We start from the raw sequence: 19,038 nt of genomic DNA, 5'->3' as shown, positions 1-19,038 counted from the left end.
TACAGATAGCACGCACAAATTTGAGCAATATATTGCCCATTCCGAACCAGTTGATCATCATAGTGGCTTCTGCCTTTATATGACCTGGACAAACACCCCCAATGACCACCTCATCCCGCAGCCTGGGCTCCGCACTTTTTCCTGTCGGGCTGCTGCTCATCGCCATGGCCTCGATCCAGTCAGGTGCGTCGCTGGCCAAAAGCATGTTCCCGATTGTCGGCGCCCAAGGCACCACTACGCTGCGCCTGGTTTTCGCCAGCATCATCATGCTGCTGTTGCTTCGTCCCTGGCGCGCAAAACTCACCGCCAAGTCACTGCGCACCGTCATCGTCTACGGGATGGCGCTTGGCGGCATGAACTTCCTCTTCTATATGTCATTACGCACCGTGCCCTTGGGAATTGCAGTGGCTCTGGAGTTCACCGGGCCACTGGCCGTAGCCATCTATGCCTCGCGGCGCGCCGTTGACTTCCTGTGGATCGCCTTGGCCATCATCGGCCTACTGCTCTTGATACCGGTTGGTGAAGCCAGTCAAGGCATCGACTTGACCGGGGCGGCCTACGCTTTGGGGGCGGGTATCTGCTGGGCACTCTATATTCTGTTCGGGCAAAAAGCTGGCGCGGACAACGGCGTCCAAACAGCCGCCCTTGGCGTAATGATCGCCGCACTGTTCGTGGCCCCTATCGGTATCGTCCATGCCGGTAGCGCCCTGCTGACACCCGCGCTGATTCCCATCGCCATTGGCGTGGCGATTCTTTCAACTGCCCTTCCCTATACCCTGGAGATGGTCGCTCTGACCCGACTGCCCGCACGCACCTTCGGCACCTTGATGAGTATCGAGCCCGCATTCGGCGCGCTTTCCGGACTGTTTTTCCTTCAGGAATACCTGTCCCTGGCCCAATGGCTCGCGATCGCCTGCATTATCCTGGCTTCCGTGGGTGCAACGCTGACCATGCGCAGCCAGTCAAAGCCAATCGTCCCGGCAGATTGAGACAGGATTTAACGAAGCTCTGGCATTTGCCGCTCAATTAGGCCATGTTTAGGCCGTAACTCAGTGTCAGTCATGGAGATTTTCGAATAAGGACATCCACGAACGCTAGACTTGAGAGCGAGCAAAGCCAGCATCGGGCATTCCAACGGCGCGGCTATTAAGGATGGTAATGAAGCGAATTTTGATAGTGCTTGTCGTCATCGCCCTGGCGGGATGTGCCGCAACCACCAAGACCGAAGTCAAACGCGGAAAGAAAGGGCTGCATATCAACTGCTCTGGCCTGTCCTCCTCCTGGGATCAGTGCTACACCAGCGCAGCCAACTCGTGCGGCAAGAAGGGCTATCGGGTGATCGCCAAGTCCGGCGACAACACCGAAGAGCCAGGTGACTACCCTTTCGGTATCAACCCTGCCGGCTATACCAGCCGCAGCATGATCGTGCTCTGCAAGTAAGTAGTCATGGCTGGGCGATCCTCTGGCTGAGCTCTTTATAGCTCGATGAAAGCACCCGCGCCTGAACGTCCGGGTCAACCATCATTCTAGCCACCACCAGTGCCCCCACGCACTGGGACAACATCGCCCAGGCCAAGCTGTCACTCTCCAAAGTCCGTGCCCAGTTGGCCTGCAACCGACAAATCCACTCTTGCGCCTGCTGGCGTACAGCTATATCAGCACGAGCAATCTCCGCCCCCATGCTCGGCAATGCGCACCCGTCTTGCACCTGCTCCACGTGGGCCATGCTCAAATAGATCTTGAGGCAGCGGTCCAGGCGCTCTCGACTCTGCACCTCCCCTTCCCCCAAACGCGCAAGGCTTTGGCTCAACTCGTGCTCGACGATTGAGCTGAACAACGCGTCCTTGGAGGAAAAATGGCTATAGAACGCCCCTCCACTCAAGCCAATGGCCTTCATCAAACCATCCACGCCAACACTGGCAAACCCTTCTTTTTTAGCCAGGGCCGCGCTGCTCTGCAGGAGCTTATCTCTGGTTTGCTGCTTGTGACTGACTGAATAGCGCATCGCTTCTCCCCATGAATTCACCACCTTGACGCCTGCCGAAGCGTAGCATAACGTGCGTTTAGTTAACGACCGTTTACTAAAGGGCTTCCCATGACTGAAAATAAGAAAATCGTGCTGGTCGTCGGCGCAGGCGACGCTACAGGCGGCGCCATCGCCAAGCGTTTTGCCCGTGAAGGTTATGTGGCCTGCGTCACCCGACGCAGTGCCGACAAACTGCAGCCTCTGGTGGAGAGTATTCAAGCGGCCGGTGGCGAGGCCCACGGCTTTGCCTGTGATGCACGCAAGGAGGATGAGGTGATCGCGCTGATCGAGCAGATCGAAAGCGAGCTGGGTCCGATTGAAGCCTTCGTGTTCAACATCGGCGCCAATGTGCCTTGCAGCATCCTCGAAGAAACCGCACGCAAATATTTCAAGATCTGGGAGATGGCTTGCTTCTCTGGCTTCCTGAATGCCCGGGAAGTGGCCAAGCGCATGGTGACCCGCCAGCGCGGGACTATCCTGTTTACCGGTGCCACAGCCGGGTTACGCGGCGCCGCCGGCTTCGCTGCCTTCGCCGGCGCCAAGCACGGCATTCGCGCCCTCGCTCAAAGCATGGCGCGCGAGCTTGGCCCGATGAACATCCATGTAGCTCACGTGGTAGTAGATGGCGCCATCGACACCGACTTCATCCGCGACAACTTCCCAACCAAATACGCACTCAAGGACCAGGATGGCATCCTTGATCCCGAGCATATCGCCGACAACTATTGGCACCTGCACAGCCAGCCACGGGACGCCTGGACCTTCGAACTGGACCTGCGCCCCTGGAATGAAACCTGGTAAGCACGCCTACATAACAATAAGCAGCGAGCATCCGACATGAACAAAACCCTGGAATTTTTCTTCGACCTCGGCAGCCCCACCACCTACCTGGCCTACACCCAACTACCTGGAATCTGTGCCGAAACCGGCAGCCAGCTGGTGTACCAACCCATCCTGCTGGGTGGCATCTTCAAAGCCACCGGCAATGCCTCGCCCATCACCATTGCGGCCAAGGGCCGCTACATGCTGCAAGACTTGGCACGTTACGCCAAGCGTTACGGTGTGCCCCTCAAGTTCAACCCGCACTTCCCCATCAACACCCTGACACTGATGCGCGCCGTTACCGGCATTCAACTACGCCAGCCAGAGCGTTTTATCGACTTCATCGACTGCCTGTTCCGAGCGTTATGGGTGGATGGACGCAACCTGGGGGATCCGGCAGTGGTAGCAGCGGTCTTGGCAGAACACGGCTTCGACCCTGCCCAGGTACTGGAACTGGCCCAGGATGAGGCAGTAAAGGACGCCCTCAAGCACAAGACCGAAGAAGCGATTGCCCGTGGCGTGTTTGGTGCGCCTAGCCTGTTTGTCGGTCAACAACTGTTCTTCGGCCAGGATCGCCTGGATTTTGTCCGCGAAGCCTTGAGTTAACACCAGCATCCTGCTCGCAGGCCCAGACCTGCGAGCAGTCAGCCCTTATATCGCGGCCGTACGCACTTGCAACCACTCAAGCGCGGCGCCACTGAGCAACGGGCTCAAGCGTTGACGCACCTCAGCGTGATAGTCGTTGAACCACTGCCGCTCCTCGATCGTCAACAATGACGGTACCAGGCAACGGGTATCGATCGGGCACAGAGTCAGGGTTTCGAACTTGAGGAACTCACCGAACTCGGTCTTACCCGCCTCCCGGTTCAACACCAGGTTCTCGATACGCACCCCCCAACGCCCCGGACGATAAGTGCCCGGTTCAATGGAGGTGATCATTCCCGGCTGCATCGCGGTTTGCGGCGCGGCCGCAGCCTGGTAGGCAATCACCTGCGGGCCTTCATGGACATTGAGAAAGTAGCCAACCCCGTGACCGGTGCCATGACCGTAATCCACACCTTCGGCCCAGATCGGCGCACGGGCGATGGCGTCCAGCAACGGAGAGAGAATGCCCTTGGGAAATTGCGCGCGCGACAAGGCAATCACGCCCTTGAGCACACGGGTGCAATCGCGCTTCTGCTCTTCGCTCGGCGTGCCAATTGGCACCATGCGCGTGATATCAGTGGTGCCACCCAGGTACTGGCCACCTGAGTCGATCAACAGCAGGCCATCACCCTCGATCACCGCGTGCTCTTCTTCCGTGGCGTGGTAATGGGGCATCGCGCCATTGCCGTTGAACGCGGCGATGGTATTGAAACTCAGCGACACATAATCGGGGCGCCGGGTTCGTGCGGCAGTCAGGTGTTCATCGATCGTCAGCTCAGTGATGCGCTCGCGCCCCAGGGCCGAGTCCAGCCAGGCGAAAAACTCGCACAAGGCCGCGCCATCCTGTTCCATCGCCCGGCGAATATGCTCGGCATCCGCCAGGCTTTTGCGGGACTTGGCCAGCGTGGTCGGGTTGAGCCCTTCCACCAGCTTGACGCCACTGCCCAGGTTATCCAGCAACCCGGCAGTCACGCGTGCTGGATCCACCTGCAGGCTGGCACCGTCCGGCACTTCAGCCAGGGCCGCCGCCACTTCACTGTAGTCACGCAGTGTCACGCCATCCTGTTCCAGCACCCCACGCAACGAGGCATCGACCTTGCCGAGGGCAACAAATAGCGTTGCCTGCTGCTGGTTGATCAGGGCGAACGACACAAACACCGGGTTGAACGAAACATCTGCACCGCGCAGGTTGAACAGCCAGGCAATGTCATCCAGGGTGGCAATGAAATGCCAATCCGCGCCTTTGTCCTTCAGGCTGGCGCGCAGTGCCGCGAGCTTTTCCCCTCGGCTGACGGTGGCCTGGGGCGGCAGGTGCTGGTAGATCGGCTGGTTTGGCAGCTCGGGACGGTCAGTCCAGACCTCACTCAACAAATCGATATCAGTACGCAGGCGAGCGCCACGCTCCGCCAACTTGCTGCCCAGGGTGCGGGCCGATGCAACGGCCATCACCGCGCCGTCCACTGCCACTACCCCACCTTCAGGAGTGTTCTCACCCAGCCATTCCAACGGGCCGGGCTGCCCCGGTTGCAGCTTCACCAACTCAATACCGCTGCCGCCCAGCTCCTTGCTCGCCTGCTCCCAGTACCGGCTGTCAGCCCAGACACCGGCAAAATCAGCGGTGACAATCAGCGTGCCTACCGACCCATGAAACCCCGACAACCACTGCCGCCCCTGCCAGTAACCCGGCAGGTATTCGGACAGGTGCGGATCGGCCGATGGCACCAGCAGGGCATCGATGCCCTCGCGCTGCATCAACTCGCGGGTATGCGCCAGGCGCTGGGGAACCGTTCCATGGGTCAAAGGCTGCGTACTCATCTTGTCTCCTGCTAACCACTAATAATTTTTATATGTTTCAAACCGCCCAGAAGGCCGGTGCGCTGGCCAGCGAGCTCTTGATCAATTGCAACGCCTGATCGATATCCTGCTCGGTGGTGAAGCGCCCCAAGCTCAGGCGAATGGTGCGACCGGCGCTGCGCGCATCATGCCCCAGGGCAAGCAATACATGGGACGGCGCATTGCTTGCCGAATTACAGGCAGAGGTGGCCGAAAACGCGATACCGGCGCTCAAGGCCGCCGAATTGAACTCACCCTCGCTGAACGTCAGGCTCAAGGTGTGGGGAATGCGCTGGGTGGCACTGCCGTTCAGGCGCACGCCGGGGATAGCCAGCACTTGCTCCAGCAGACGCTGGCGCAGGGCGACAATCCCCGCCGACTCTTCAGCAAAAAATTGCCCGGCCAACGCAAAGGCACTGCCCATGCCTGCAATCTGGTGGGTCGCCAGGGTACCCGAGCGCAGCCCACCTTCATGACCACCCCCGTGGATCTGTGCGGTGACGTTCTGCTGCGCCCGCGGCCCGACATACAACGCACCGATGCCTTTGGGGCCATACAGCTTGTGTGCAGAAAACGACATAAGGTCGACCGGCCAGCGCGCCAGGTCGATCTCGACCTTGCCCGCCCCTTGCGCCGCATCCACATGCAGCAGTGCGCCATGCTCACGCACTCGCGCGCCAATGGCCGGGATGTCGTTGAGCGTACCCAGTTCGTTGTTGACCAGCATCAACGACACCAGGAACGTGTCTTCACGCAGTGCCTGGCTGACCGCCTCGGCGGTGATCAGGCCATCGGCGTCCGGCACCAGGTAGGTCACGGCAACCCCGGCCTCCTGCAGTTGGCGCGCGGTGTCCAGCGTCGCCTTATGCTCGATCTGGCTGGTGATGATATGACCACCGGCCACGCCCCGCGCCTGGGCCACGCCCTTGAGCGCCAGGTTGTTGGATTCGGTGGCGCCCGAGGTCCAGACGATCTGTTCGGGCTGGGCGCCGACCAGCTCCGCCACCTGCCGACGCGCCTGCTCGACCGTGTGCCGGGCCTGTTGGCCAAACGCATGGGAGCTGGATGCGGGGTTACCGAAATTGGCGTTGAAACCCAGGCACTCGACCATGACCTGGATGACCCGCTCATCCACCGGTGTGGTGGCGGCGTAGTCGAAATACAAAGGACGTTTATTCATGACGTTTAAAGACCCGCAGAGCATGTTCCCGAGATCAGCGTCCCAGGGGCAGCGACCAGTACAGAGATCGTCAGGTTAACCCGATCGGATGCCGTTAAAGAATTGAAAAGTGCGTAGGAACGCTCCTGAAATTGAGCTTAACAGGCTCGATGAAAAGGATGGAAAACAAAAAGCCCGAAGTTCCTGCGAAGAACTTCGGGCTCGGGACCACCGCCAACGCTTTTAGCTGGGACGGTCATGCAACATCACGTTGCGCTCTGCATTCATTTCACCCTGGCGATCAAAGCCAAAAGGTGTCTGTGGCTGGGCAGACAGCTCGGCTTTCTTCTGTTGATATTCGTCAAACGACAAGCCACGGCGGTTAAGCCCTTCCATCGCCAACTGCCTGGCCTCCTCGGCGGTGTAGGGCCGCAACTCGGGTGCCGGAGGGGAGGCGCAACCGGCAAGCAAAGAGGCAACCAGCAACAAGGCAACAGTGAGGTAGTGGTTCATGGCGAAGGTCCTGCGAATCGGGCGTCAAGGCAATGAACACAGGCTACTCCCACGCCTTTGCAGGGAAAAATCATCCGCTGTGATAGTCGCTATCAGCCAATCCGACATATTCCTTATGGATCTATAAATAGAGAAATACGTTCGTTTACGGAATAAACCAGACGTTCTATAACGGTCCCCCAACGCCGCAACTGTTGTTTCCACAACTGTTGGCCGGGCAACACTCTCTGTTGAACATCGCTCAAGGACTTGTCATGGATGTTTTCTGGTTTCTTCCGACCCATGGCGACGGCCATTTCCTGGGGACTACCCAGGGTGCGCGCCCAGTCACCCTCAACTATCTGAAGCAAGTAGCCCAGGCCGCCGATAACCTCGGCTACCACGGCGTGCTGATTCCCACCGGCCGCTCCTGCGAAGACTCCTGGGTGATTGCCTCGGCACTGGTGCCCTTGACCGAACGCCTGCGCTACCTGGTGGCAATCCGCCCGGGGATCATCTCGCCCACCGTGTCCGCGCGCATGGCCGCCACCCTCGACCGCCTGTCCAACGGCCGCCTGCTGATCAACGTGGTGACCGGCGGCGATCCCGATGAAAACCGTGGTGACGGCAGCTTCCTCGACCACAGTGAACGTTATGAGGTGACCGATGAATTCCTCAAGATATGGCGCCGAGTATTGCAAGGCGAGTCCGTCGACTTTGAAGGTAAACACCTGAAGGTGCAGAACGCCAAGGCCCTTTATCCGCCGGTTCAGAAACCTTACCCACCGCTATACTTCGGCGGCTCGTCCGATGCGGCCCACGATCTCGCCGCCGAACAGGTCGACGTGTACCTGACCTGGGGCGAACCGCCCGCAGCCGTCGCCGAGAAACTCGCCGATGTACGCGAACGTGCGGCGCGCCATGGTCGCACCGTCAAGTTCGGCATCCGCCTGCATGTGATTGTGCGCGAAACCGAAGACGAAGCCTGGCAGGCAGCCGCCAAGTTGATCGAACACATCAGCGACGAGACCATTGCCGCCGCGCAAAAATCCTTCTCGCGCTTTGACTCCGAAGGCCAGCGCCGCATGGCCGCCCTGCACGATGGGCGGCGCGACAACCTGGAAATCGCCCCCAACCTGTGGGCCGGCGTCGGCCTGGTACGCGGAGGCGCCGGCACCGCGCTGGTAGGCAACCCACAACAAGTGGCCGAGCGGATCAAGGAATACGCCGACCTGGGCATCGAGAGCTTCATCTTCTCCGGCTACCCGCACCTGGAAGAAGCCTATCGCTTTGCCGAGCTGGTATTCCCGCTGCTGCCCGAACCCTACGCCAGCCTGGCCGGACGCGGCATCACCAACCTTACCGGGCCGTTCGGCGAAATGATCGCCAACGATGTGCTGCCTGCCACCGCAAAAGCCTGACCCACCTTTGTAGGAGCCGGCATGCCGGTGCCTACAGCGCATGTGATTTTTTCTGGAGCACCGCGTGCCAGCCAAACCCCATAGCGTCCTGCCATCCCCTTTGCAAACCGCCAAGCTGCTGGCCGCCGAGTTCGCCCTCAGCGCCGTAGAGCGTGACGAGCGCGGCGGCACGCCCAAGGCCGAGCGCGATGCCCTGCGCCACAGTGGCCTGCTGGCACTGAGCATTCCCACCCAGTACGGCGGCCTTGGCGCACGTTGGAGCGAAACCCTGGAGGTCGTGCGCGAGTTCGCCAAGGTCGACAGCTCCATCGCCCACGTGTTCGGCTTCCATCATCTGATGCTGGCCACCGTGCGCCTGTTTTCCCGCCCGGAGCAATGGCAGCCCTGGTTCGAACAGACCGCCCGCAAGCACTGGTTCTGGGGCAATGCCCTCAACCCCCTGGATACGCGCACGGTGGTCAAGGACTTTGGCGGCTGGCGCGAATTCTCCGGAAAAAAGAGCTTCTGCTCCGGCGCCAGCGACTCACAGATGCTGATCGCCTCGGCAGTCGATGAAAGCGCCGGCGGCAAGCTGCTGATCGCCGCTATCCCCAGCGCACGCAGCGGCATCACCGTGCACAACGATTGGAACAGTATCGGCCAACGCCAGACCGACAGCGGCAGCACCAGCTTCGAGCGCGTCAGGGTCGAAGAGTCGGAACTGTTGCTGGACCCCGGCCCCCTGAGCACGCCGTTCGCCTGCCTGCGTCCGCTGATTGCCCAACTGACGTTCACCCAAATGTTCCTCGGCATTGCCGAAGGCGCGTTTGAGGAAGCGCGTAACTACACCCTCGCCGAAACACGGCCCTGGCATAAATCCAGCGTCCAGGATGTGCGTCAGGACCCTTATGTGCTCAGCCACTACGGCGAATTCTGGGTCGCACTCGAAGGCGTGCGCCTACTGGTACAACGGGCCGCCGAGCTGCTGGACCAGGCCTGGGCCAAGGGCCCTGCCTTGAGCGAACACGAGCGTGGGCAACTGGCGATTGCCATCGCCACGGCCAAGGTCGCCGCCACCCGCAACGGCCTGGAGCTGTGCAGCCGCCTGTTTGAGGTCACCGGCGCCCGCTCCACCCACGCCTCGCTGCGCCTGGACCGCCACTGGCGCAACCTGCGCACCCAAAGCCTGCACGACCCGGTGGACTACAAACTCCACGAATTGGGCGACTGGGCCTTGAACCAGTCCCTGCCGACGCCAACGTTCTATTCCTAGAGGTGCCCATGCAGCTTTTGACCCTACCGCCCTCGCCCGCCCTCGCCACGTCGATTCGCGCCACCGCGCAAGTCTTCGAAGACCCCAAGTCCCAGGCCCTGCTCGCGCATATCCAGCAAGTGGCCCCCAGCGAAGCCAGCGTGCTGATCATCGGCGAAACCGGCACCGGTAAAGAGCTGGTGGCCCGCCACATCCACAACCTCAGCGCCCGGCGCAACCGGCCCTTCGTGGCGGTCAATTGTGGGGCCTTTTCCGAATCCCTGGTGGAAGCGGAGTTGTTCGGCCATGAAAAAGGCGCGTTCACTGGCGCCCTCAGCGCCAAGGCCGGCTGGTTCGAAGAGGCCGACGGCGGCACCTTGTTCCTCGATGAGATCGGTGATCTGCCCATGGCCATCCAGGTCAAGCTGCTGCGCGTCCTGCAGGAGCGCGAAGTGGTGCGCCTGGGCTCACGCAAGAGCATTGCCATTGACGTGCGGGTACTGGCGGCGACCAATGTGCAACTGGAAAAGGCCATCAACGCCGGGCATTTCCGTGAAGACCTGTATTACCGCCTGGACGTGGTCAGCCTGGAACTGAGCCCGTTGCGCGAACGCCCCGGCGACATCCTGCCCCTGACCCGCCACTTTATCGACGCCTACAGCCAGCGCCTGGGCTACGGCCCCATCACCATCAGCCCCGAGGCCGAGCAAAAGCTCAGGAGCTACAGTTGGCCGGGCAATATCCGCGAGTTGGAAAACGTCATTCATCACACCTTGCTGATTTGCCGCAACGGTGTGATCGAGCGCGACGACCTGCGCCTCTCGAATCTGCGCATCGAGCGCCAGGACGACAGCCAGCACGGGGTCGACAATAGTGCCGAAGCCTTGATGGAGCGGGCCTTCCAGAAGCTGTTTGACGAACAGGCCGGCGCGCTCCATGAGAAGGTCGAAGACGCGCTGCTACGCGCCGCCTACCGTTTCAGCCACTACAACCAGGTGCACACCGCCAACCTGCTGGGCCTGAGCCGCAATGTCACGCGCACACGCCTGATCAAGATCGGCGAACTGGCGGTCAACAAGCGCCGCGCCGGGGAAAACCTGCAAGGCGAACGCATGTTGCATCTATCGATATAAGTTGCACGCCAGTGCATTGTCGGCGCTGCGCTCGATACTGCGCAGCACTTGGAATGAACCGAAGGTCACGGCCGTGGCCTGGTGGGCGCAAATCAAGGTCCAGAAGTCCCCGCCCTCGCACTCCAGGCGATTGAACGCCGCATCGCCATCTTCGCGGGTCTGCCATTGCAGGTAGTTGAGCACGCGCCGTCCATCATCACTGACCTGCACACTGGCACTCAAAAAACCCTCATGGCCTTGGGCCAGGCGCTCGGTCTGCTCAGACAGCGCCGACACCAGGGCGGACTGCTGGCGAGGCTCGATCTGAAACTCGATTAATTGGGTAAACCCATGACTTTTCGCGCAAGTCTGCATGACAAATCCCCTTTAGTTGTAGGTGCCGTGCAGGGTAAGACCTCTAGTTAAGTCAAGGTCAAGCCTCTGTTCGAGAAAATGTTCAGGACGCCCTTACAGCACGGTCGTCGGCTGCCAGGAGGCGACGAAAAACTTGGCCTATAGTGAGGAAACCGGAAAAACCGGGCCCCTGAACAACCATCAAGGAGAGCGAAATGAGCGTCAAACCTATCCCCGAGGGCTATCACAGCATCACGCCCTACTTGGGTATCGACAAGGCCGCTGAAGCCATCGAGTTCTACAAGAAGGCCTTCGGTGCCACCGTTGTCATGCGCCTGGATATGCCCGATGGCAAGGTCGGCCATGCCGAGCTGCGCATTGGCGACTCGCCGATCATGCTGGCGTCACCTTGTGCCGAAATGCCGCTTGGCACCCCTGGAGAGCATCCTGCCAGTGTTGGCTTGCACCTCTATGTGGCGGACGTCGACGCGCAGTACAAACAAGCGATCGCGGCCGGCGGTACAGGCATTTGCGAACCTGAGGATCGGTTCTACGGTGATCGCTCGGGCACAGTGAAAGATCCCTTCGGGCATGTCTGGTTCCTTGCCACCCATACCGAAGAACTGACCGAGGAACAGATCCGCCAGCGCGCCAAGGAGCTGTTCGCCTAAACCCAATCACCTGTAGGAGCCGGCTTGCCGGCGAAAAACCCGAGAACAATAGCAACAGGTAACCCGCGTAATCGTTGGAGATTTTCGCTGGCAAGCCAGCTCATACAGGTGTTTGTTGCGCACTGGAAACATTTGCTTTCATTTCCGCCTTAGGGTTTTGCGATTCTCATCCGTCTTAACTTAGATACAGCCCGTCGCGTAAGCAAAAGCTACGACCGGCCTTTCCCGGGCCTTTTCTGCCCCCCCTCCGATCAAGACCCTCCTAGACATGTCGAAGAAGTCACGCTCCAAACTCTGGTTTCTCGTACACAGCTGGCTGGCATTGCCCATCTGGTTCTTCGTACTGATCGTCTGCGTCACCGGGACCCTGGCGGTGGTCAGCCAGGAAATCGTGTGGCTGGCCAACCCGGAAATGCGCGCCAGCAAGCCGTCGGACGATGCCGAACTGCTCACTTACGACCAAATCCTGGCTGCGATCAAGCAGGCCGAGCCCAAGGCCATTGTCGAGTCCATCGTCCGTCCGGACGAGTCGCACTTTACCCTCGACGTCGACATCAGCTACCCCGATGGCCGCTCCGTGGCGGTCTACGTCAACCCGTATACGGGGGTCATCCAGGGCATCAGCCCATCGTTCAACTTCCGCCAGTTCACCCGCGCCCTGCATGGCTGGTGGCTGGTGCCGTTCACCAATGGCTTCAGCTGGGGCTGGTACCTGGTGTCATTCCTCGGGTTGCCGATGCTCGCGTCGCTGGTCACTGGCCTGGTGGTGTACAAGCGGTTCTGGAAAGGTTTCTTCAAGCCCACCCTGCGTTTCAAGCACGGCGCGCGGATTTTCTGGGGGGATTTCCACCGTCTGAGCGGCATCTGGTCGATCTGGTTTATCGCGGTGATCTCCATCACCGGCACCTGGTTCTTGATCCAGGCGATTCTCTCGGACAACCAGATCACCATCTCCAGCGAGGCCGTCGTGCCGGTGATCGCCCGGGACAAAGTGCCGTTGTCGGCGCCTGGCGTACCGCCACCGACGATTGCGCTGGACGATGCCATCAACATCGCCAGCCAGCGCATCCCGGGGTTCGACGTCAGCTTCGTCGGCCTGCCGAGCAATGCCTACAGCCACCTGAGTATCGGCGGCCGCGGCTGGTACCCGCTGATGTTCCAGACCGCCGACATCAACCCCTACAACGGTGAAATTGCCGCCACACACCTGCTGTCCGACCGCTCGGGCCTGGAGTTCGTCACCGAGTCCATGCGCCCGTTGCACACCGGCGACTTTGGCGGGATCTGGATCAAGCTGGTCTGGTTCTTCTTCGGCCTGTTGCTGAGCATGATGGTGCTCAGCGGTCTGTTGATCTGGAGCAAGCGCACCGCCCTGGCTACGCTGCACGCTCTCAAGCGCAGCAGCAAGGCTACGCGCAACCCTGCGCCAGCCAACCCCATCGGCGCCCTGCAGGCTGAAACTTCGGAGGGCAAGTAATGAGCAAGGCCACCACCGTACAAGCGCCCTCGCCGCTGCGTGCCTTCTGGCTCAAATGGCGGTTCCACATCAATATCCTGTTGTTGCTGGTACCCCTGGGCTTTATGCCCAAGTACTTTGCCGACGCTGCGCTGTTTCGCGGCGACGCCGGCCTGGGCGAGCGCGAGATAGGCGAGGTGCAGGTCGGCCCATGGAGCATCACCCTGGCTGAGCTACGCAATGAAGCGCCCCGCCCCAATCCGGCCGGGCCGATGAAATCCTTCAATGCCGCCCTGTGCGCCACCTGTGGCGATCAGGTCAAGGCCACTTACCTGCGCATCGGCAAACCCCGCAGCCTGCGGGCCGCCGGAGTGATTTTCTTCGGTACCCCGTACCGCATGGGCGCCGCCCTGCCAATCCCCGAACGCACCCCGCCCGACGCCGAACTGTGGATCACCATGGAAGGCTGGGACGGCAGCATGCAACAAGCTTCCATTCCCTTGAGTCAGGCTTCGCCTGCCACTGTCGCCTGGTTGAACAAGCAAGGAGTCAAACCATGAACCTACTGCGCCTGACCCGCACCTGCGCCGTGCTGGCCCTCAGCCTGGGTGCGAGCAACTACGCCCTGGCCCACAACCCGATGTGCGAATGCAAGGAAATCACCGGCGAGCAGATCCAGTGCACGGGCGGCTTCTCCGATGGCAGCGGCGCGCCCGGCGTGACCCTGGATGTGATCGGCTACGACGAAACCATCCTGGTGCCCGGCAAGCTGGGGGCCGACTCGACGTTGACCTTCAAGAAACCTGCCAGCGAGTTCTACGTGCTGTTTGACGCCGGTCCCGGCCACGTTGTCGAGATCGACCAAGCGGATATCCAGGCACCATGACCCGCGTGAGCCCAGGCAACACCCAGGTTGTCCGGCCGGCCGGTGCCGGCCACGAGACCCTCTACGTCCTGTTGCTGTGCCTGATCATCCTGGCCGTCGCCGGCACCGTGGTGTCGCTGCATGGCGAAACCCAGGAAGTCGCGGCCGTGCCCAGCCACCAACTGGACGCCCGTCGCGACTTGAGCGCCGCCGAGCAAGGCATCTACGCCGACCTGCGGGTGACCCTGGATGAAATCCAGTTGCTGGCGCAGGAACAAAGCGCGCTGCCGACGCCCGCGCAACTGGCCGAAGAAGGCTTCGCGCCCTTCGCCCAGGACGCCAGTTCGGTCAGCCGTGGCGACCACCGCTGGCAGTTGTTGGCGCCTTCTGCGTACCTGGGCTTGAGCCAGGCCAATGACACCAGCGGTTCACTGCTGATGCGCGTGAACGGTAGCGAGCCGGATATCTGGCTCAACCGCAGCGCCAATCTGGCTGCCCCCACCGACCTGAGCGACCAGGGGCTGATCGCCGCTGGCTGGCAGCAGGTCGTTGCGCAATTCGACGCTGGCGTCACCCGCCAGCATCGCCACTGAATTCACGCTGTCTACGAGAGAAGATCGATTACCCATGTCTATGTCATCTCCCTTGCTCCGCCTGCTGCTGGTGGGCCTGTTCAGCGTCTTGCTGACCCCACTGGCCAATGCCGAGGCGGCCAAGCGCCTGCGTATCGGTATCACCCTGCACCCTTACTACAGCTACGTGGCGAACATCGTCGGCGACAAGGCCGAAGTGGTGCCGCTGATTCCGGCCGGCTTCAACCCCCATGCCTACGAGCCGCGCGCCGAAGATATCAAGCGCATTGGCACCCTGGACGTGATCGTGCTCAATGGCGTTGGCCATGATGACTTTGCCGACCGCATGATCGCCACCAGCGAGCGCCCGGACATCCCGGTAATAGAAGCCAACGCCAATGTGCCGTTGCTGGCGGCCACCGGCAACGCGGCCCGTGGCGCCGGCAAGGTGGTCAACCCGCACACCTTCCTGTCCATCAGCGCCTCCATTGCCCAGGTCAACAACATCGCCCGGGAACTGGGCAAGCTCGACCCGGACAACGCCAAGGCCTACACCCAGAATGCCCGCGCCTATGGCAAGCGCCTGCGCCAGATGCGCGCCGATGCCCTGGCCAAACTCACCAGCGCGCCCAACGCCGACCTGCGCGTGGCCACGGTGCATGCTGCCTACGACTACCTGTTGCGCGAGTTCGGCCTGGAAGTGACCGCCGTAGTGGAACCGGCCCATGGCATCGAGCCAAGCCCGAGCCAACTGAAAAAAACCATCGACCAACTGCGCGAGCTGGACGTGAAGGTGATCTTCTCGGAGATGGATTTCCCGTCCTCCTACGTCGATACGATCCAGCGCGAGTCGGGGGTCAAGCTGTACCCGCTGTCGCATATTTCCTACGGTGAATACAGCGCCGAGAAGTATGAAGTGGAAATGACCGGCAACCTCAATACCGTGGTCCGCGCCATTCAGGAGTCGGGGGCATGACGGCGGCTGAACACCTGAGCGTGGCCAGCATCGGCCCAACGATTGAGTTCGATAACGTCTCGCTGACCCTGGGCCGTACCGCGATCCTCGATAACGTCAGCTTCAAGGTGCAACCGGGCAGTATCCACGCCCTGGTCGGCCCCAACGGCGGCGGCAAGAGCTCGCTGATCAAGACGCTGCTGGGGCAGACCCCGCACCAGGGCCAACTGAGCCTACATTGGCCGGGGACTCCCGGCACCATCGGCTACGTGCCCCAGGCCTTGGAATTCGACCGGGGCCTGCCGATGACCGTCGATGACTTCATGGCCGCGATGTGCCAGCGGCGCCCGGCCTTTCTCGGCCTGTCCCGGCATTACGCCGGCGCAATTGGCGAGGCGCTGGAGCGCGTGGGCATGCAAGACAAGCGCAAGCGCCGCATGGGCGCGCTGTCCGGCGGTGAGCGCCAGCGTGTGTTGCTGGCCCAGGGCTTGATCCCGGCGCCGCAACTGTTGGTGCTCGATGAACCGATGTCGGCCCTCGACGAAGCCGGGATCCAGGTGTTCGAACGCCTGCTGGGCGACTGGCGCCAGGCCGGGATCACCGTGCTGTGGATCGAACACGACCTGGAGGCCGTCGGTCGCCTGGCGGACCGTGTCACCGGCCTGAACCGCCGCTTGCTGTTCGACGCCACGCCCAAAGAGGCACTGACCCCGGAGCGCCTGCTGACGCTGTTTTCCACTCACCCACGGAGCGCAGCCCAATGAGCTACGAAGCCTTTCGCTTGATGGTCCAAGGCTGGGCCTCGTCCGGCTACCTGCCGGAAGCCCTGGCCTATGGGTTTGTGGTCAACGCCCTGCTCGCCGGCCTGCTGATCGGCCCGGTGCTGGGTGGCCTGGGCACGCTGGTGGTGGTCAAGCGCTTTGCGTTCTTCTCCGAAGCTGTCGGCCACGCCGCACTCACCGGCGTGGCCGTGGGCATTCTGCTGGGGGAACCCTACACCGGGCCTTACGGCAGCCTGTTCGGTTACTGCCTGTTGTTCGGCATCCTGCTCAACTACCTGCGCAACCGCACCGGCCTGGCCCCCGATACGCTGATCGGCGTGTTCCTCTCGGTGTCCCTGGCGCTGGGCGCAAGCCTGTTGCTGATCCTGGCGGGCAAGATCAACGTGCACATCCTGGAGAACGTGCTGTTTGGTTCGGTCCTGACCGTCAACGGCAATGACCTGCTGGTGCTGGCGATTGTCGGGTCACTGGTGATGGCCCTGGCGCTGCCGCTGTACAACCGCATCATGCTCGCCAGCTTCAACCCACAGCTGGCCGCCGTGCGTGGTGTGGCCGTGAAGACCCTGGACTACCTGTTCGTGATCCTCGTGACCCTGATCACCGTGGCGGCAGTCAAGGTCATCGGCGCGATCCTGGTGGGTGCGCTGCTGGTGATTCCGGCCGCTGCGGCGCGCCTGTTGAGCCAGTCGCTCAAGGGGTTCTTCTGGATCTCGGTGGTGATTGCCACGGTCAGCACCCTGTGCGGGATTCTGCTGCCGATCATCTTCGACCTGCCCATCCCGTCCGGTGCCGCGATCATCCTTGTCGCCGGCATCGCCTTCGCCCTGGCCGCCATTGCGCGCGGCACGGTCCCCAGCCTGAAAGGGAATCTTGGATAATGCGCCCTGTTCTACGCCCCCTGGCCCTGGCCATCGCTTGCCTGATCAGCCCTGCGCTGCTGGCAGCCGCCCCTGCCAAACCACTGCCGGCCGCCGCCCAATCGGCCAAACCGGTCAAGGTCCTGGCGGCCTTGCCCGTAACCTACGGCCTGGCCGAAACCCTGCTCAAGGGCACCCAGGTCAAGCTTGAACGCGCGGCCCCGGCCAACCTGCCGGGTTCGCGCCAGACCTCCTACTTTACCGGCCGCGGTGCGCCGGCCCTGCACACCCTGGCGCTGGACGCCGACGCCGCGATCGGCCTGCGTTCGCTGTGGCCGGATGACCCGCTGTACCCCGTGGCCCGACGCAGCAATATCCGCATCGTCGAAGTGGACGCCGCGCGCCCGGTAGACGGTGGTTTGCCGGGCGTGGCCCTGCAACCAGGGACGGTGGATGGCCTCAACAGCCAGCCGTGGCAATCGAGCAACAACCTGGGGCGCATGGCCGATGTCATGGCCGCCGACCTGAGCCGCCTTGCGCCTGGCGCCAAGGCACAAATCGACAGCAACCTGGCCAGCCTCAAGCAACGCCTGCTCAAGCTCACTGCCGACAGCGAGGCACGCCTGGCCCAGGCCGACAACCTGAGCGTGGTCAGCCTGAGCGATCATTTTGCTTATCTGGTGAGTGGGTTGAATCTGGAGTTGGTCAGCACCGATCCGCGACCGGATACCGAATGGTCCGCCGAGGCGTTGCAAACATTGACGACCAGCCTGAAGGACAACGACGTGGCACTGGTACTGCACCATCGTCAACCGACTGAGGCAGTGAAAACGGCCATCAGCGCGGGGGGATCGAAGCTGCTGGTGCTGAGCACTGACGGCGCAGACCCGGTGGCGGAACTGGAAGGGAATGTGGATCAGGTGATCAAGGCATTGGCGCCCTGAAAGCACTGCAATACCTATGTGGGAGCGGGCTTGCCCGCGATGGCGGTGTATCAGTCAACTAATGTATCGACTGACACTTTGCCATCGCGGCATAGGTATCTACACAACTACGCCGCAACGCCTAAATCCAGGCAGATAGCGCAGTTGTGGCGAGCGGGCTTGTCGGGACGCCGCATCGCCACGGGGAGTTCGTCAGTTTCTGAAAGTTGTGTAGATACCTATGGCCATCGCGGCATGAGTATCTACACAACTCGCTCTTCTGAGTATGTGTACATATCCGTTGCCGCGGTCGCGGCGGGTATGGGTTCCGCCCTTACGGCGGCTCACTTTTGAACAGCGCAAAAGTAAGCAAAACGCTCTTGCCCCACCACTCGGTGCCTCGCCTAGGCTCGGCATGCCCGCAGTCAGGCATTGCTCCGTGGGCCCGCCGCGATCGGCCATCCATGGCCGTGTCGCGGCTACCCCGGCATCCTGCCGGGGTGCCCACTACGCAATACCTGCCTGCGGCCATCGTGGTTTGACGGGGCGCCTAAGATCAAAAGCCAGATCAAAAACAGAGCAACAGCAACGCCAGAGCGCGAAGCTGCATTCCCCTGTGGGAGCGGCGGTGCGACTTGCTCGCGAATGCGGTGTATCAGTCAATATATCCATCACTGACCCACCGCATTCGCGAGCAAGCCCGCTCCCACAAGGGGGACGCGCACGCTTCGACGATCAGGTCGGCTGTCAGGCCGCCTCGCTCTGCTTGTGATTTTGATCTTAGGCGCCCCGTTAAACCACGCTGGCCGTAATCCGATATTGATTTGGGGCCCCCCAAATCAATGTCGGATTACGGGCACAC

At 61.6% G+C, this 19,038-nt stretch carries 21 protein-coding genes; 16 read left to right on the top strand and 5 right to left on the bottom strand.

What is annotated here, in order from left to right; genetic code table 11:
• The first annotated feature begins 101 nt into the window (after positions 1-101).
• The gene (gene rhtA, locus GDV60_RS10355) at positions 102-989 is read left to right on the top strand and encodes a threonine/homoserine exporter RhtA (protein ID WP_029300661.1); all 888 of its coding nucleotides are present in this window, start codon (positions 102-104) and stop codon (positions 987-989) included.
• Positions 990-1,158: 169 nt separating this feature from the next.
• Complete coding sequence (locus GDV60_RS10350; RefSeq protein ID WP_029300660.1) at positions 1,159-1,440, top strand: hypothetical protein; 282 nt, start codon at positions 1,159-1,161, stop codon at positions 1,438-1,440.
• Between the two features lie 4 nt (positions 1,441-1,444).
• On the opposite strand, the gene GDV60_RS10345 is transcribed toward GDV60_RS10350, so the two are convergent.
• Positions 1,445-2,005 carry a TetR/AcrR family transcriptional regulator gene (locus GDV60_RS10345; protein WP_070996203.1) on the bottom strand — a complete coding sequence of 187 codons (561 nt, stop codon included), beginning with the start codon at positions 2,003-2,005 and terminating at the stop codon, positions 1,445-1,447.
• A gap of 90 nt (positions 2,006-2,095) precedes the next feature.
• On the opposite strand from GDV60_RS10345, the gene GDV60_RS10340 reads away from it, so the two are divergent.
• Complete coding sequence (locus GDV60_RS10340; protein ID WP_092235356.1) at positions 2,096-2,827, top strand: SDR family oxidoreductase; 732 nt, start codon at positions 2,096-2,098, stop codon at positions 2,825-2,827.
• Positions 2,828-2,863: 36 nt separating this feature from the next.
• On the top strand, positions 2,864-3,454 hold the full coding sequence (locus GDV60_RS10335; RefSeq protein ID WP_159907045.1) for a 2-hydroxychromene-2-carboxylate isomerase: 591 nt from the start codon (positions 2,864-2,866) through the stop codon (positions 3,452-3,454).
• A 45-nt stretch (positions 3,455-3,499) separates the two neighbouring features.
• Here GDV60_RS10335 and GDV60_RS10330 read toward each other — a convergent pair whose 3' ends face one another.
• The 3 genes from GDV60_RS10330 to GDV60_RS10320 form a co-directional block, all read right to left on the bottom strand.
• Positions 3,500-5,308: an aminopeptidase P family protein gene (locus tag GDV60_RS10330; RefSeq protein WP_159907043.1), complete on the bottom strand. Its 1,809-nt coding sequence runs from the start codon at positions 5,306-5,308 to the stop codon at positions 3,500-3,502.
• A 37-nt stretch (positions 5,309-5,345) separates the two neighbouring features.
• Positions 5,346-6,506: a cysteine desulfurase family protein gene (locus tag GDV60_RS10325; RefSeq protein ID WP_159907041.1), complete on the bottom strand. Its 1,161-nt coding sequence runs from the start codon at positions 6,504-6,506 to the stop codon at positions 5,346-5,348.
• A gap of 222 nt (positions 6,507-6,728) precedes the next feature.
• A complete protein-coding gene (locus GDV60_RS10320) occupies positions 6,729-6,998 on the bottom strand; it encodes a hypothetical protein (RefSeq protein ID WP_029300653.1) in 270 nt (89 codons plus the stop codon).
• Positions 6,999-7,252: 254 nt separating this feature from the next.
• Here GDV60_RS10320 and ssuD point away from each other — a divergent pair, with 254 nt between their 5' ends.
• The 3 genes from ssuD to GDV60_RS10305 all read left to right on the top strand — a co-directional run bounded on the left by ssuD (position 7,253) and on the right by GDV60_RS10305 (position 10,762).
• A complete protein-coding gene (ssuD, locus tag GDV60_RS10315) occupies positions 7,253-8,398 on the top strand; it encodes an FMNH2-dependent alkanesulfonate monooxygenase (protein ID WP_029300651.1) in 1,146 nt (381 codons plus the stop codon).
• A 64-nt stretch (positions 8,399-8,462) separates the two neighbouring features.
• Complete coding sequence (locus tag GDV60_RS10310; RefSeq protein WP_029300649.1) at positions 8,463-9,650, top strand: acyl-CoA dehydrogenase family protein; 1,188 nt, start codon at positions 8,463-8,465, stop codon at positions 9,648-9,650.
• Positions 9,651-9,658: 8 nt separating this feature from the next.
• Positions 9,659-10,762: a sigma-54-dependent Fis family transcriptional regulator gene (locus tag GDV60_RS10305; protein WP_159907039.1), complete on the top strand. Its 1,104-nt coding sequence runs from the start codon at positions 9,659-9,661 to the stop codon at positions 10,760-10,762.
• Here GDV60_RS10305 and GDV60_RS10300 read toward each other — a convergent pair.
• Positions 10,751-11,116, bottom strand: coding sequence for an antibiotic biosynthesis monooxygenase (locus tag GDV60_RS10300; protein ID WP_029300646.1), 366 nt, complete (start codon positions 11,114-11,116; stop codon positions 10,751-10,753). The two genes, GDV60_RS10305 and GDV60_RS10300, sit on opposite strands and share 12 nt — an antisense overlap.
• Positions 11,117-11,310: 194 nt before the next feature.
• Between GDV60_RS10300 and GDV60_RS10295 the strand changes: the two genes are divergently transcribed.
• The 9 genes from GDV60_RS10295 (at position 11,311) to GDV60_RS10255 (ending at position 18,197) form a co-directional block, all read left to right on the top strand.
• The gene (locus GDV60_RS10295; RefSeq protein ID WP_029300644.1) at positions 11,311-11,766 is read left to right on the top strand and encodes a VOC family protein; all 456 of its coding nucleotides are present in this window, start codon (positions 11,311-11,313) and stop codon (positions 11,764-11,766) included.
• Between the two features lie 268 nt (positions 11,767-12,034).
• Positions 12,035-13,243: a PepSY domain-containing protein gene (locus tag GDV60_RS10290; protein ID WP_159907037.1), complete on the top strand. Its 1,209-nt coding sequence runs from the start codon at positions 12,035-12,037 to the stop codon at positions 13,241-13,243.
• Complete coding sequence (locus tag GDV60_RS10285) at positions 13,243-13,782, top strand: hypothetical protein (protein ID WP_029300641.1); 540 nt, start codon at positions 13,243-13,245, stop codon at positions 13,780-13,782. Before GDV60_RS10290 ends, GDV60_RS10285 begins: the two co-directional genes overlap by 1 nt.
• A complete protein-coding gene (locus GDV60_RS10280) occupies positions 13,779-14,108 on the top strand; it encodes a hypothetical protein (protein ID WP_159907035.1) in 330 nt (109 codons plus the stop codon). The genes GDV60_RS10285 and GDV60_RS10280 overlap by 4 nt, the downstream gene beginning before the upstream one ends.
• Positions 14,105-14,680 carry a DUF6162 family protein gene (locus tag GDV60_RS10275; RefSeq protein ID WP_104912015.1) on the top strand — a complete coding sequence of 192 codons (576 nt, stop codon included), beginning with the start codon at positions 14,105-14,107 and terminating at the stop codon, positions 14,678-14,680. Before GDV60_RS10280 ends, GDV60_RS10275 begins: the two co-directional genes overlap by 4 nt.
• A gap of 34 nt (positions 14,681-14,714) precedes the next feature.
• On the top strand, positions 14,715-15,635 hold the full coding sequence (locus GDV60_RS10270; RefSeq protein ID WP_092235330.1) for a metal ABC transporter substrate-binding protein: 921 nt from the start codon (positions 14,715-14,717) through the stop codon (positions 15,633-15,635).
• A complete protein-coding gene (locus GDV60_RS10265) occupies positions 15,632-16,378 on the top strand; it encodes a metal ABC transporter ATP-binding protein (protein WP_159907033.1) in 747 nt (248 codons plus the stop codon). The genes GDV60_RS10270 and GDV60_RS10265 overlap by 4 nt, the downstream gene beginning before the upstream one ends.
• The gene (locus tag GDV60_RS10260) at positions 16,375-17,274 is read left to right on the top strand and encodes a metal ABC transporter permease (protein WP_029300631.1); all 900 of its coding nucleotides are present in this window, start codon (positions 16,375-16,377) and stop codon (positions 17,272-17,274) included. Before GDV60_RS10265 ends, GDV60_RS10260 begins: the two co-directional genes overlap by 4 nt.
• Positions 17,274-18,197 (top strand): metal ABC transporter solute-binding protein, Zn/Mn family, encoded by a 924-nt coding sequence (locus tag GDV60_RS10255; RefSeq protein WP_029300630.1) that lies wholly within the window; start codon positions 17,274-17,276, stop codon positions 18,195-18,197. Before GDV60_RS10260 ends, GDV60_RS10255 begins: the two co-directional genes overlap by 1 nt.
• Positions 18,198-19,038 lie beyond the last annotated feature (841 nt).

The organism is Pseudomonas sp. DTU12.1 (assembly GCF_009873475.1).
Lineage (GTDB): Bacteria > Pseudomonadota > Gammaproteobacteria > Pseudomonadales > Pseudomonadaceae > Aquipseudomonas > Aquipseudomonas proteolytica.
The sequence above is the reverse complement of the archived record's forward strand: the minus strand, read 5'-3'. Positions and strand labels throughout refer to the sequence as shown.